The following is a 13,677-nucleotide window of genomic DNA, read 5'->3' as shown; positions in this document are numbered from 1 at the left end:
ATCGCGTTGGTTGGTCACTCACTTAATTAGTTCTCCGACGGGAACCGGTCGCCGCATTTAGGGTAGCAAACGTTACCCTTTTCACGAATGCGTCCGTTGACACGTACGAGAGCGATCAATGAGTCACACTCCGCGGCAGGATCACACGGCGGATGACGAGGCGATACCGGCCGTCGCTGCACTCAACGAGACGGTACTCCACCCTGATGCCGGGCGAACCGTCGCGGATTTCACCCGTCTCTTCGATGCCCTGAGCCATCCTGCCCGCCTCGGCGCGCTCTATACGATCCACGATCGGGAGGGGGCTACCCACACTGAACTCGCGGACGCACTCGATGCGGAGGGGAACGGACTCAACCATCACCTTCGGGCGATCATCGAGACGCCACTCGTCCGGAAAACGCCCTGTGAGTCCGATCGCCGGAAGATGATCTACACGCTTACGCCGCTCGGTGAACGGATCGTTTCACAGGTCCTCGAGATGATGGAGACCGAACGGAAAACGATCGAAAACCAGTATCTGGACTCGGACGCGAGCTGAGCCGTCAGCCGCCGGCGACGGGTTGGAACGATCCGCGGCGGTTACGAGTCGGCGTCGTCGGTTTCGTCCGCGACGACCTCGCGGAACGCGTCGAGGATGACCTGTTTCGTCACCGCGCCACGCGAGGTCCAGTGGTTCGCGTAATCGAGCATGTCGTCGTAGATGTCGGGCTTGCAGCCCGCGGCCTTGGGGTGGCCGCCGCCGTTTACCTTCCCGGCGACCTCGTGACAGCGGTCGAACGCGTCGGTGCCGCGGATCGACGCGGAGCCGGCGGGTTTGACGATCACCGAGGCGTCGGCCCCCCGCTCGCGCATCGCTTCCGCGACTTCGTTTTGCGAGCAGCGACCGTAGGTGATCCCGACCGTATAGCCGCCGATCTCGCGAAACTCCGCGCGGGCGATCGCCCGCTCGATGAGTGCGGTTTTCTCCTCGCGGCGCTCGGCGAGATACGACTGTACCCACTCGGGCAGGTCGACTCCGTACTCGCGGACGACCTCGACGTACTCCGCGGGATCGGTCCAGTAGGCGTAATCAGCGAGGTCGTCGCTGCGGGGATCCTCCCGGAGCCAGAGGTCGTGGTCCCGCGTGACCGCCGCCAGTTCCTCGTAGATCGGATCGAACTCGTACTCGAGCGAGCGATAGACCACGTCCGCGCTACACTCCTCGTCCGAGTCGCCGACGACGAGGTCGACGCCGGCCTCTCGAACGGCCGTTGCGACCGCGTCGTCCCACTGGTGGTGGTCGTACCACGCGACCCGGTCGGCGGTCTCGAGCGCCGCGTCGAGTTCCGTCTCGACGTACTCGTACTCGTCTGGCGCGAGGTCACAGACGAAAATATCGATCCCGTCGTCGCCGAACTCCGCGACCCGGGCCAGCGCGTCCTCGACGTCGTGTGGGCTGGCCGGGACGAGCGCGACGCCGTGAGGGGTCGGTTCGGGATCCTCGAGCGGGGCGTCCGTCTCGCCGGCGGCGAGTGCGATGGTCTCGTCGTCGGCGTCGTCCCCCGGCGGCGTCCCGGCCTCGCTTTCGCCGTCGGCTACGGCCTCGTCCGGCTCCGGAACGTTCCTGATGTCGTCGTAGGCCTCCCGGAGCAACGCGACACAGGCCAGCCCGTCGGCGTCGGGATCGGCGATGACGGCGACGTCAGCGCCGTCGAGTGCGGCCGCGGTCCGTTCGTCTTCGAGATCCTCCTCGAGCGAGTCGGGCAGGAAAAACCCCGTTCCGGGCAGCACCGACTTGCGGGCGATCGGCAGATCGCCGCTGTCGATGAGTTCGTCGTACATGACTTGCCTTGAGGGCCGTACGGGGAAGTAACCGCCGATCTCCGGGTGCGGGGAAACCGACGGCGCGACGCCGCCCGCTCGTTGACGGCCGTCAGGCGTCGGCGGGTGCCTCGGCGTCGTCCTCGCCGGCCGGATCGAGCTGTCGGACGGTCAGGACGGGGACCGGCGAGGTGCGGACGACCCGTTCGGCGACGCTGCCAAGCAGGAGGCGGTTCTCGCCGTGCCGCCCGCGCGTTCCGGTCGCGATCAGGTCCGCGTCGACCTCGCGGGCGTACTCGCAGATCTCGGGCGCGGGCCGTCCCTCCCGAACGGCGGTGACGACGTCCCTGTCCGTTCGATCCTCGACGGTGGCGAGGGCGGCGTCCGCGGTGGTCTCGAGGGCGGTCCGGAGCTCTTCCCGAAGCTGCTGTGGGGAGGCGTCGACCTCGCTGGCGTCGACGACCGAGAGCGCGTGGACCTCGGCGTCGAACCGATCGGCGAGATCGAGTGCAACGTCGACGGCCCGCTTGACGCTGTCGGAGCCGTCAGTGGCGACCACGACCGTATCGAACATGCGCGACGATTACGCCCGAACCGGCTTAAACACCCCCGGCTCGGTCGCGCGGGATCGCAGTGCCCGACGGCGGTCCGAGCCGTCAGACGGGGGAGCCTTTTTGACGACAGGACACACACTGCCGTGTATGGACGATAGCGAGCCGTTTACCGTCGACACCGTTCTCGCGCCGGTCGACGGGAGCGACGAGTCAGCCACCGCCGTCGAGTACGCCGTCGCCATCGCCGACCGGTACGACGCGTCGGTTCACGCGCTGTTCGTCCTCGGACACGGCGTCGTTCGCGGCATCGACGCCGGTACCCTCGAGGAGGACGCCGTCGCGGAGAACACACAGGGGTTTTTCGACGACGTCAGCCGCGTCGCCGACGACGCCGGCGTTTCGCTGTCGACGTCGGTCGACGACGGCTTTTCCCAGACGCGCAAGTCCCGCCACCCCGGTAACGTCGTACTCGATACCGCCGATACCCTCGACGCCGACTTCATCGTCTTGCCACGGGAATCCGTAACCGACACCGCCGCATCGGCCGAAGTCCTCGAGAAAGCCGCCGAGTACGTCCTCGCCTACGCGAGCCAACCGGTCCTGTCGGTCTAGCCGGAGCCGGTCTCGAGCCGGATCGTCATCTCCTGTTCGAAGCTTTCCGACCCCGTCGTCTCGAATCCGACCCGCTTGTAGAGGGCGATCGCCGGGTTGTTCCACCGTTCGACGGTCAGCCACACCCGGTCGATCCCGACGTCGCTCGCATGCCCCAGCAGGTGTTCGAGCAGTTTCGTTCCGATTCCGGCCCGCTGGTAGTCCTGCAGGACGAAAATCGCGAGTTCCCACTCGATATCGCCGTTGTGCGTGACCGACGACGGGTCGTCGGTGTCCGGGACGAGCATCGCGTGTCCGATCACAGCCCCCTCGTGGCGGGCGACGACGTTGATGCTGTCCTCGGCGATCGTCTCGAGCCAGTTGCGGATACGATCCTCCCCCGTCGGCGGGATCCCCTGTGCGCGATCGGTCGGATCGAACCGAACGTACATCTCGACGACGTCCTCGAGCGCGTCGGCGACGAACGCGTCGGGGGCTTCGATCACGATCTGGCGGCCGTCCCGATCCTCGAACTCCGTCGCCGGCGACGGAAACGGACCGGACGGATCGTCCGGATACGGTCGCGCTCCAGCCATCGTTATCGCACCAGTTTGACGGTCGTGGGGGCGTTCAGCAGTACGAACTCCGTAATGGGACCGAGCTGGATCTTCCCCATCGGACTCAACGTCCCGCCGCCGATGACCAACTGGTCGAACTCGCCCTGTTCCGCGTAATCGACGAGTGCGCTGCCGGGATCGCCCTCGAGGGTGACGATTTCGGCGTCGACGTCGGCCTCCGAGAGCAGTTCCGCCGCCCGATCGTACATCTCCGCCTGCGATCGTTTGGCTTCGGGCTTTTCGAGGACGGCGACGGTGAGATCGTCGCCGACCGATTTCGTCCGCTCGATCGTCTGCCGGAGCGTCTTGATCGATTCGTCGCTTCCCCCGAGACCGACCAGTACGTTCATACGCATGCTTGTGATCCGATAGACGAAAATCGTTGTGCCGATGGGTCGTATTGCCGTCATGGCTGAAGAGCGTCTCGCACACGTCCGGATGACGACGCTGTTAAGAGCGTGTGGTGAGTACGTTGACCGAATGAGTGACGCGGCGCTCGATGTCGTGGAGTTTCTGCTCACGACGAGCGTGTATTCGGACGACAGGAGCCTGGACGAGAACGACCTCCCGCCGTCGTTCCGCCGGGTGTTCTGGACCGGCGGTGTCGACGACGGCGACGATGACGGCCACACCCACGCCGGCATCAATCGTCCGCTCTCGGCGACGAACAGTACCGCACGCGAGGCGACTGGCGTCGATCGGCCGTGGGAGGCCGTCTCCGAACTGATGTTTACCGAACGCGACGAGTTCTCGGGGACGATTACGCTCGCCCAAGAGGAGATGGCCGAATCGTGGTTCGCCGACCGCATCGACGAGCAGCGACTGCTCGAGAACCCGACGCTGGCGAGCCACTTCGCGGCCCACGAGGAGTACGACTTCGACGTGAGCCACGAGGAGGCCCGCGAGCGAAACCGCCCCATCCGAGCCGACCGAGTCTGGATCGACGGCCTCCTCGAGGAGTACTTCGACGAGGAGGAAGACGAGGACATGCTCGACCTCGTGGAGGTCCGCGCCCCTGAAGAGGTCGACATCACGCTGGACGATCTCGTCCTCACCGAGGACCAGGAGGGCGAGATCGACAAGATCGCGAAGGCGATCGAACACCGGGATTACCTCGCGGAGATCGGTCTCCGGGAGATCGGCAAGCTCCTCTTTGTCGGCCCGCCGGGAACCGGGAAGACCTCGACCGCGCAGGCGCTTGCCCGGGACATGGACCTGCCGTTCGTCGAGGTCAAACTCTCGATGATCACCTCGCAGTATCTCGGCGAGACGGCGAAAAACGTCGACAAGACCTTCGAGGTCGCAAAGCGGCTCTCCCCCTGTATTCTGTTCATCGACGAGTTCGACTTCGTCGCCAAGACGCGCCGCAGCGACGAACACGCCGCGCTCAAACGCGCCGTCAACACACTGCTCAAAAGCATCGACAACATCTCGCTCATCGAGGACGACGTGTTGTTGATCGGCGCGACGAACCACCCCGACCAGCTGGACGACGCCGCCTGGCGGCGCTTCGACGAGATCATCAACTTCCCCAAACCGGATTACAACATGCGGGCGGACATCCTCCAGGTTATCACCCGCCAGATGAAAATCGAGGAGTTCGACCCGCAACTCATCGCCGACGCCACCGAGGGGCTGACCGGCAGCGACCTCCGGATGGTCCTCCGGGAGGCAGTCCTCGAGGCCCTGACCGAGGACCGCACGACGCTCACGCAGGACGACCTGCTCAACGCCGTCGAGGAGTTCGAGGAACGCAACAGCTTGAAGAACATGGACATGATCGAGGGCGACCACGACGCGCTCGTCGCCGGCGGGGACATCGGCAAAGCGAGCGACGGCGGCCACTCACACGATCACGACCACGACCACGATCACTGACTCGAGTACCGGCTTCGGAGCCCGGTACCCGAGACGTTTTGGCGGCGAAAAACGCGAGACGAGTCGCCCGTAATCGGGCGCATAGCCGAGTGGATGTGATGCGTCTCGATCGCACCCGTTCGGTGCGGTCCGTCAGCGACAGTCGATCGAACCGGCGACGTCGATCATCGCCTCGCTCTCGAGGTCGCCGCTCAGGCCGTACGATAGGTCGCCACACTCCCAGGTGAGGCTGGTAATCGGCTCGTCGACCAGCGTGGCCTCGGTGCCGTTGACGGTCACGGATTCGCCCGTGGGATTCATCTCGCGGTCCGCCGTGACCGACAGCCACAGACTGTCGTCGCCGGGTCCGGCGTACGCGGCGCTAACCGACGTCGAACCGGTCGCGTCGGTAGTCACGGTCGCCGTCTCGAACTCGAAGTCGGCGGGAACGTCGGGGGCCGCGACCTCGAACGGCGCGGCGTCGGACGCGGCCGCGAGGCTATCGACCTCCTCGGTCGTCACGTCGTCTGCCGACACGATTTCGGCGTCTTCCGGCGGATCGAACGCGAACCGTCCGTCGTCGACGCCGCCGTTGAACTCGATTTCCTCGAACGTGGTCGTCACGGTTCTGGATTCGTCGCCGACCGTCAGCTCGGCGCGCTGTTGCAGCGGGTACCAGTACTCCTCGTCGATCCAGAGTTCGAGTTCGTCGTACATCTCCGCCAGCTCCTCGTCGCCCTCGCCGCTGGGCGTCAGTCTGATGACGTGTGCGTCGCGGTCGGCGACGGTCTCGGTGCCGCCGTACTCGACGTCGAACGTCTCGAGGAACCGCTCGAGTTGGGCCTCGTCGTCGAAGCCGACCATTCCCGGTGACGCTTCGGACTCGAACTCGAAGGTTCGAACGAGGTCCTCGTCGGCGCTATAGCTCCACATCTCGGTGCCGTTGGTGACGGTGACGTCGCCCGCGCTCGAGACCTCCTGTGAGGTCGATCGTATCTCTTGACGGTACTTGTTCGGCGGCTGTTCCCAGATTTCCGTGGTGGTCGTCGTGACCTCGTCGCCGGTTTCGATCGTCGTCCGCTGGACGCCGTGGACGTCGTCGATCTCGTCGTGACGCGTTTCGACGTTCTCGACGATCGTTTCCGCGTCGAGGTTGTCGGTGTTGATCGGTCCTGCCGTACAGCCTGCAGTCACCAGCAGGACGGCGAGACAGAGCGTGCCGATTCCCGTGGGGGACCAGTTCGGTTTCATTGCAGTTGATAATTCAGTCTGACGTGTATTAGGGGTTGAGATGGCTCAAAACGAGTTTTGAGCCACGAGCGAAACGCCGCTCACTCGAGGACGCCCTGTACGTAGAAATGACAGAGCGCAATCGCGGTGACCCCCGACGAGAGGGCGGTCGTGGCGGTTCGGAGTCCGAACACGACGAACCTCACCGTTTCGTTTCCCAGAACGGGGTACGGTTCGGTGGTCGACCCGAATTTCCCGGTGACGAACGCGGTCAGGAGCATCCCCCCGAGGCTGAGCAACAGGATCGCGGTTCGTCGCCGTAGCGGGACGAGTGTCCAACTGACTCGAAACGAAGCGATCGGTCCGTAGCCGCCGACGATCGCCGCCTCGGTGGCGAACAGGAACTTGACCGCGACCGTCACGAGCAGGCTGAACGCGGCGAGGACGACGAGCAGTCCGACGACGGTGAGCGGGAGGGAATCGGCACCGATTGCCAGTACGCCGGCGACGAGACACGTAACCACGAGCAGACTCATCGCAGCGAGCCAGATCAACAGCGTCGAGAGTACCGTCGGCAGCCGACGAAGCGAGTGTTTGACCGCCGTCGCCGGCGAGTACCGCCGATCGACCAACTCACCGGCGGCGACCGTCACGGTATAGCAGTAGGCAAACAGCCCTGCAATGAGAACGACGCCGGCAAACGGCAGTCCGAGACGAGCCGGCCAGACCTGACTGGCAAACTGGATGACTGCGAGTCCGAGAAATATCAGGAGCATCGACGGTCGGGCCGGGAGGAGTTTCATCGCCCACAGGAAAACGTCACCCAGCCGTCGCCGCGCGACGACCGATCGGATGCCGCGACATTCGAGACATGTACACCCGTCGGTGTCCTCCCGGCGCTTGATCCGTTCGACCATTACTCGAACTGCACTCATCGACCGACGTAAACATGTCTATCTTCGAACTGGAAACGCGAGGACCGGGTCCTCGATCGGGGGTCGCTCAGACGCCACCGACGTCGTTTCCGACGAACCGGGAGAGGACGCCCCAGACGATGGCGACGATCCCCGCCGGGCCGACCGCTGCAGCGACGTTTTTCAGCGCCACCCTGAGACCCGGCTGATCCTCTTCGGTTCCGAGAAAGAGCACCAGCGGCTCCTCGGACACGGAGTAGACGTCCATTTCACGCCCTTTCTCGGAGTAACAGGTGTCGGAGACCTCGATGAGTCCCGTCTCCGAGAGGTTCTCGAGGTGGTAGCTGACGCTCTGGATCGACATCTCGAGTCGGTCGGCGAGCCCGGCGGCCGTCAGCGGCCGTTCGTTCAGTTCCCGGAAGATCGCTCGGGCCGTCCCCGACGACAGCGCGGCGAGGACGTCATCGGTTCGGTCGTCGTCGAGACACAGCAACGACGGATCGCCAGTGCGATCGGTCGTCGCATCCGCAGTCGTTGGAAGCAGTCGTGACATGGGTATCGAGAGACGAGTGTGTCAGCGCGGTGGCCGATCGTCCCGGTGTTCGTACCCGGGGTACGTAACTGCTGTCGTAACTCAAAATCGATTTTGACCGACGCCGCGGCAGCCGACGCCACTCTTTTCGGTCCGTCGGCCGAGACCGGAGTCGGCCCGCCGATCGGAACGTCTTCGGGACCGAACTCGAGCCCGGCGACCGCTGGTGTCTCTGTCTCGCACGCTGGCTCGAGGCCGAAGGGCCGACTGTGCGCCGGTCGTGCTCGAGGCGATCCACGAGGCGGTGTTGCGAGACGTCGATCCGGACCTCCGCCGGGCCCACGAGTATCAGGACGCCGACGACGGGAGCGATACCCAAACACGGAAACCGAATCGTACGCCTCCCGCTCCCGAGCGGGGAACGTCCTTTATGTGATGGGTACTAATGAGGGCACGATGAACGACGGAGCGAAACAGCGCGATCCCGCGGCCGCGTTCGCCGAGCGCGTACAGGCGGAGCATGGCGACTCGATCCGCCACCTCGTCGCCTTCGGCAGCGCGGCTCGCGGCGGCGACCGCGGCGTTCACACCGACATCCCAGTGTTGCTCGTCCTCGAGACCGCGGACGACCCCGACGGCGCGATCCGCGAGCGCAAGCGACAACTCGAGCGACTCGCCGAGTCCGTCGGCCTCGAGTACGGCGTCGTCTTCTCGGTACACGTTTTGCCGGCCGACCGGTACGAAGCGCGAACGGACCATCCGTTCATCAGGTCCGCGTTCGAGGACGGGCGAACCTATGTGTGATCGTCGCCGAGCCGACGGGGCCGCCGACTCCGCTGGTCGGCCGTCAAGACCGGGTCGACCGATCGACCCCGGTTCCGGGAGGGCGACGTAGCGATGCGGGTCACGCTGCTTGGAACCGGCGATACGACCGGAACGCCTACCGTCGGCTGTGACTGTGACACCTGCGAGACCGCCCGCGAACGCGGCCTCGAGCGCACCCGGTTTTCGGTCCACGTCGAAAACGAGCGGAGCGGCCGATCGCTGTTGATCGACTTCAGCCCCGACTTCCGGTATCAGTTCCTCCGTGACGACGTTTCCCTGCCCGATGCCGCCGTCATCACGCACATCCACTTCGATCACCTCGATGGGCTCGGCAACGTCTTTCGCGTTTTCGACGATCTCGAGGTGTACGCGGCCGACGAAACCGATCCCGAGACCGGGCAAAGCGTCGCCGAGACGGTTCGAACGGACTATCACTATCTCGATCCCGTCACCGTCCGCCCGACGACGCCGCTCGAACCGGTTCGGATCTGTGGGTTCGACGTGACGCTCGTGCCGGTCGACCACCCGCCGCTGGTCTGTTACGGCGTCGCGATCGAGGATCCCGAAACGGGGTCGAAGCTGTCGCTGACGGGCGATACGAGCTACGACGTTCCCGACAGCTCCCGGGCCGTCCTCGCCGATCCCGATCTGTTGTTGGCCGACGCGATCGTCCCCGCTCACCTCTGTGACTACCATCCGCTCGGCGGCCGCCACGACGGCCCCAATGGCGTCCCGCGGACGTTCGGGACGAAACACATGACCCGCGAGGGAGCGCTCGCGCTCGCCGAGGATCTGAACGCCGAACGGACGCGGCTGGTCCACGTCGCACACTACTACCCCGCCGACGAGGCCTTCGAGGAGCCGTTGGCGGTCGACGGCGAGCAGTACGGCCTCTGAAACTACCCGAACCGGTCCAGCCCGGATTGCCGCCGTCGTTTTCCCGGCGGATCCGGGTCCCACGCCGTTTGTCGGTCGCGTTCGCGCTCGAGGTCGACCTCGGGGACCGTCGCCGGTTCGTAGCCGTCACAGGCGGGGCCACAGTCCGAGTTGGCGTTGACGACTCGTCCCTTCCACGTACAATCCGGTACCGTCGCACCCTCGGCGTCGACGGCTCGGCAGGACCCACAGCCGGGGAACTCGTACGTTCGCCACCCCTTGCCGTACGCCCGTTCGGCGAGCCGACGCCGGGCACGGGCCTTCGCCTCGGGATCGACGACGGCGACGTCGGTCCGGCCGGGACGGTACTCGAGGGGTTCGATCCCCGGCTCGTCGACGGGCAGCGATTCGGGTTCGCGGACGACTTCGATCTCGACCGTCGCGTTGGAATCGTCACGGTGGACCCGCCAGACGCCGACCTCGTCGGGGATGCGGTTCAGGTGCGCTCGGGTGACGTAGCTCTCGGTCGCGAGGATCGCCTCGTCGACCAGCGCGAGGCTGACGTCGGTCCGCAACTGCGCCTCGAGGTCGCCGGGTCGGCCGAGGTCGGGTTTGTTCTCGATCCCGACCAGCCGGCCGTACCAGTCGGGGTAGCGAGCGACCTGCCGGACGTACTCGCGGCCCGTCCGGCGTTCACGTTCGAAAAACCCGATCTCGAGGGCGCGCTCCGTGGCCCGGCGTGCCCGATCGGGGTGGCAGTCGAAGGCGGACTTCCAGTACCGCGCACTACCGGTCCCGACGGCGGATTCGATGGCGGCTTCGGGGATCGATTCGCTCGTGATCGCGATCCGATCGTCGAACGACGGGCCGGGCTCGACGCGGACGATATCGAGGATCCGCCCCCCGGGATCGGCGATGCCTGCGCCGAGTTGACGAGCGACGATCCCCGAGCGTCGCCGCTCGAGGTGGGCACAGAGTTCGAGTTCGAACGCGAACTCGGATGCGGTCACGGTACCGGAGAGGGAAGCGAGCGAGAAAAGTCGTCGGGTTCGGCGGTATGAGTCAGCCCGGCGACGCCTGACGGCGATCGGGACCGACTGCTCGCCGCCGGCGATCGACGTGGGTGGCGATCCGCCGGTAGAACCGCCTCGTCCCGACGACGCCGACGCCCAGCGTCAGGAGACCGACGACCAGCGAAACCGGGAACGCGATCGCCGGCTCGTCGCCGACCGTCGACGCCGCAACGAGTCCGGCGAGCGTGGCCGTAAACAGCAGCCCTGTCGTGGCGAGCGAGACGACGGCGGTCTCGAGCACGCTTTTCCGACCGACGAGCGGGGTCGACTGTGGGGGTTTGGGTGCGTACATTTCGTCTCACCTGTACCGAGACGCCGACGGCCAATAAGTGTAATCTGAAATATATTATTGTACGAACATTACTGAAATCCGTTTGAGGACGCTTCGTGAGCGGTATCGATCCTGATCAGAACGCCTCGGCTAAACGAACAGTCGACAAGAATCCGGTGACCGGTCGCCTCTTAGTCGCCGCGTTCGACCCGCGTCTCGAGGACGTCGAGGTCGCCGTTCATCGTGACGCGGAGTTCGTCGCCGGCGAGCGGGATACACACGGCGAGGCGGTACGGATCGCGCTCGCGGACCTCGGTGTGTTCGTCGGAGACACACCACGGAAGCGTCCAGTACGGCCGCTCGTCGAGCGAGATCCCGCGCTCGCGGTGGAAACTGACGACCGCGGAGTGATCGAGCAGTCGGAGTCCGGCGGCCGAACAGAGGGTGTGGCCACACTGTACGCACTCGTGATCGACGCGAACGGCGGCCCCGAGACAGCAGTCCTCGTCCGTTTCGACGACGTGTGTCCCCATCCGGCCGCTACACTCCGGGCAGACGCCGTCGGCCGCCAGACAGTGTAGATGACGGACCCGCTGGTCGAACGCGTCGGCGATCTCCTCGCGGGTACGGTCGTTCAACCCGCCCGGCGGAAACGCGTACTCGCCGTGACCGTGTCCGCAGTCGGGACATTCGATGGATAGCCGCTCGTCCTCGTAGACCGCCTGTAACGGCCCCTCACAGGCGAAACAGGTCCCTTCGACCGGGAACGGCTCGAGCGACGGGTGTTCGTTGAACGATCCCGCGATCACCGAGCGAACGACCTTCTCGCCGGCGTGTTTGAACGCGTAGCCGTCCGACCGTTGTATCACGAAGTGCCCGGTCAGTTTCTGTAAGTGATAGTTGAACTGTGCCGAATCGCGCATCCCGACCTCGCGACGCAGTTCGGAGAACGAGACGGGACCGTCGTCGGCCGCCCACAGCGCTTCCAGAATCGCCAATCGCGTCTCGTTGCCGACCAGCGCGAACGCGTCGGCCGGATCGAGACACTCCGTACACTCGAGGGCGTTTTCGTCGTCCCCCGAGACGTCCGATCGACTCATACCGCCACGTACGAAGCCGGATGCCAAAACCGTTCCCTGAATCGGATTTGTGTATGATATCAGATAATTGGTGCTCGAGCGGGTTCAGGTCGAGGCGGAGAAGGCGGCGGTGGGTGACTACGGCCGCGGTGCGGTCTTCTGCAGTGCCGTTTCGGCGATGTTCCCGCCGTAGTCGGCGCTTCGGGACAACGAATCGAGGATCAGTCCCAGCGACTGCGCCTGGACGGGGTCGAGTTCCCGTAACAGATCGTCGATGCGACGCGTGTGCTCGTCGATATCGAGAACGGACTCGAGGGCATCGTGACCGAGATCGGTCGCCTCGTCGGTATCCTCCGCAAACAGCGCGTCCATCGACTTTTCGAGGATCGCCGCGACGTCGTCGTGTACCTCCAGCAACGCCCCGGCGACGTCCTCGGGGATCGTTCCGAACTTTTGGGCGAGTTGACTGATTTTGACGGCATGGTCGGCGACGCGCTCGAGCTGGCGGGCGCTCGAATGGAGGTCGAAGCAGTCCTCGCGGGAGACGCCCAGCCCCTCGGCGGCCCGCGGTGAACGCAGCGTCGCTCGGAAAATCCGCGAGACGACGAGGAAGAGCCGGTCGACGTCGTCGTCTCGTTCGATCACGTCGGCAGCGATATCGTCGTCGTTCTCGACGAGGGCCGTGATGGCGTCCTCGAGCATCGACGTTGCGATCAGGCGCATTCGCGTGATTGCGTTGACGATCGACAGCTCCGAGGAGTCCAACAGGTCCTGAACGACGACCCGGTCGGTCTGTTCCTCGACGACCTCGACGCCGATCAGCCCCTGGATCGCGCTGCGAATCGCCCGCCGCTGGTCGGTCGTAATCCGGTTGGCCTCGAGGTGGATGATGTCGAAGCCGCTGACGTACATCGTCAGGACGGCGCGGACGAGCTGCTCGTCCGCGAGTGCGGAGACGTCGAGCGTACCCTCCTGATGGTCGGCGTCGCTCTGTGGGGTGACCAACAGCGTGTCGTCTTCCGAGTAAATCTCGACGGTGGATCCGCTACTGATTCCGTTTTCGGTTGCCCATTCCTTCGGAAGCGACACCGTGTACGTTGATCCGCCGGTCACCTGGACCTTGCGTGTCTCCATACGGCGCGCTTTCTATGGAGGGAACATAAATCTACCCGAGTCTATAGAGACCGGACTATATTCGAGTATTTGTGGGTTAAGCGGCTACTGTCCTCGATTTAGTGCACAGAATAAAACATATTCATATACAAACAACAGTTCACAAATATAGAGATATATATCTAGGTTGTGGTATATTTATCTTTGCCATTCTCCCGAGCGTTGGACGGGACGAATCATTCAGCGCGATCAGCGACGACATCGCGTTTTCGTATCCGGTTGTGACGGCGTTCAGTCACGGTATGCGGTTCCGATCGGACAGCAAACAGTATATAGACTCCT

At 64.8% G+C, this 13,677-nt stretch carries 16 protein-coding genes and 1 pseudogene; 6 read left to right on the top strand and 11 right to left on the bottom strand.

Annotated elements, in window-relative coordinates; translation table 11 throughout:
• Positions 1–118 precede the first annotated feature (118 nt).
• The gene (locus tag TX80_RS04745) at positions 119–541 is read left to right on the top strand and encodes a helix-turn-helix domain-containing protein (protein ID WP_049921799.1); all 423 of its coding nucleotides are present in this window, start codon (positions 119–121) and stop codon (positions 539–541) included.
• Positions 542–582: 41 nt separating this feature from the next.
• On the opposite strand, the gene TX80_RS04740 is transcribed toward TX80_RS04745, so the two are convergent.
• Both TX80_RS04740 and TX80_RS04735 read right to left on the bottom strand, forming a co-directional pair.
• Positions 583–1,824 (bottom strand): DHH family phosphoesterase, encoded by a 1,242-nt coding sequence (locus TX80_RS04740; RefSeq protein WP_049921798.1) that lies wholly within the window; start codon positions 1,822–1,824, stop codon positions 583–585.
• A gap of 91 nt (positions 1,825–1,915) precedes the next feature.
• Positions 1,916–2,377, bottom strand: coding sequence for a universal stress protein (locus tag TX80_RS04735; RefSeq protein WP_049921797.1), 462 nt, complete (start codon positions 2,375–2,377; stop codon positions 1,916–1,918).
• Positions 2,378–2,504: 127 nt separating this feature from the next.
• Between TX80_RS04735 and TX80_RS04730 the strand changes: the two genes are divergently transcribed.
• Positions 2,505–2,969 carry a universal stress protein gene (locus TX80_RS04730; RefSeq protein WP_049921795.1) on the top strand — a complete coding sequence of 155 codons (465 nt, stop codon included), beginning with the start codon at positions 2,505–2,507 and terminating at the stop codon, positions 2,967–2,969.
• Here the strand turns inward: TX80_RS04730 and TX80_RS04725 are convergent.
• Positions 2,966–3,544, bottom strand: coding sequence for a GNAT family N-acetyltransferase (locus tag TX80_RS04725; RefSeq protein WP_049921794.1), 579 nt, complete (start codon positions 3,542–3,544; stop codon positions 2,966–2,968). The genes TX80_RS04730 and TX80_RS04725 overlap by 4 nt on opposite strands.
• A 2-nt stretch (positions 3,545–3,546) precedes the next feature.
• Entirely contained in the window at positions 3,547–3,915 is a 369-nt protein-coding gene (locus TX80_RS04720; RefSeq protein ID WP_049921792.1) for a universal stress protein, read from the bottom strand.
• A gap of 130 nt (positions 3,916–4,045) precedes the next feature.
• Here TX80_RS04720 and TX80_RS04715 point away from each other — a divergent pair, with 130 nt between their 5' ends.
• On the top strand, positions 4,046–5,443 hold the full coding sequence (locus tag TX80_RS04715; RefSeq protein ID WP_049922206.1) for an ATP-binding protein: 1,398 nt from the start codon (positions 4,046–4,048) through the stop codon (positions 5,441–5,443).
• 132 nt (positions 5,444–5,575) lie between these two features.
• Here TX80_RS04715 and TX80_RS04710 read toward each other — a convergent pair whose 3' ends face one another.
• The 3 genes from TX80_RS04710 to TX80_RS04700 all read right to left on the bottom strand — a co-directional run bounded on the left by TX80_RS04710 (position 5,576) and on the right by TX80_RS04700 (position 8,119).
• A complete protein-coding gene (locus tag TX80_RS04710) occupies positions 5,576–6,673 on the bottom strand; it encodes an outer membrane lipoprotein-sorting protein (RefSeq protein ID WP_049921791.1) in 1,098 nt (365 codons plus the stop codon).
• 80 nt (positions 6,674–6,753) lie between these two features.
• Positions 6,754–7,569, bottom strand: a complete 816-nt coding sequence (locus tag TX80_RS04705; protein WP_049921790.1) for a hypothetical protein — start codon at positions 7,567–7,569, stop codon at positions 6,754–6,756.
• Positions 7,570–7,654: 85 nt separating this feature from the next.
• Complete coding sequence (locus tag TX80_RS04700; protein ID WP_049921789.1) at positions 7,655–8,119, bottom strand: ArsR/SmtB family transcription factor; 465 nt, start codon at positions 8,117–8,119, stop codon at positions 7,655–7,657.
• Positions 8,120–8,298: 179 nt separating this feature from the next.
• Here TX80_RS04700 and TX80_RS04695 point away from each other — a divergent pair.
• The 3 genes and pseudogenes from TX80_RS04695 to TX80_RS04685 form a co-directional block, all read left to right on the top strand.
• Positions 8,299–8,534 (top strand): annotated as a pseudogene (locus TX80_RS04695) (DUF2237 family protein); the annotation flags it as partial.
• Between the two features lie 20 nt (positions 8,535–8,554).
• A complete protein-coding gene (locus TX80_RS04690; RefSeq protein ID WP_049921788.1) occupies positions 8,555–8,902 on the top strand; it encodes a hypothetical protein in 348 nt (115 codons plus the stop codon).
• 93 nt (positions 8,903–8,995) lie between these two features.
• Positions 8,996–9,820, top strand: coding sequence for an MBL fold metallo-hydrolase (locus TX80_RS04685; RefSeq protein ID WP_049921787.1), 825 nt, complete (start codon positions 8,996–8,998; stop codon positions 9,818–9,820).
• A 2-nt stretch (positions 9,821–9,822) separates the two neighbouring features.
• On the opposite strand, the gene TX80_RS04680 is transcribed toward TX80_RS04685, so the two are convergent.
• The 4 genes from TX80_RS04680 to TX80_RS04665 form a co-directional block, all read right to left on the bottom strand.
• Positions 9,823–10,809, bottom strand: coding sequence for a DUF5787 family protein (locus TX80_RS04680; RefSeq protein WP_049921786.1), 987 nt, complete (start codon positions 10,807–10,809; stop codon positions 9,823–9,825).
• Between the two features lie 52 nt (positions 10,810–10,861).
• Positions 10,862–11,164 (bottom strand): hypothetical protein, encoded by a 303-nt coding sequence (locus TX80_RS04675; protein ID WP_049921784.1) that lies wholly within the window; start codon positions 11,162–11,164, stop codon positions 10,862–10,864.
• Between the two features lie 170 nt (positions 11,165–11,334).
• A complete protein-coding gene (locus TX80_RS04670; RefSeq protein ID WP_049921783.1) occupies positions 11,335–12,243 on the bottom strand; it encodes a winged helix-turn-helix domain-containing protein in 909 nt (302 codons plus the stop codon).
• A gap of 117 nt (positions 12,244–12,360) precedes the next feature.
• A complete protein-coding gene (locus tag TX80_RS04665) occupies positions 12,361–13,356 on the bottom strand; it encodes a phosphate uptake regulator PhoU (RefSeq protein ID WP_049921781.1) in 996 nt (331 codons plus the stop codon).
• Between the last annotated feature and the right edge of the window lie 321 nt (positions 13,357–13,677).

This window comes from Halopiger djelfimassiliensis, from assembly GCF_000455365.1.
GTDB lineage: Archaea > Halobacteriota > Halobacteria > Halobacteriales > Natrialbaceae > Halopiger_B > Halopiger_B djelfimassiliensis.
Note: the sequence above shows the minus strand (reverse complement) of the source record. Positions and strands in the feature narration are given on the sequence as shown.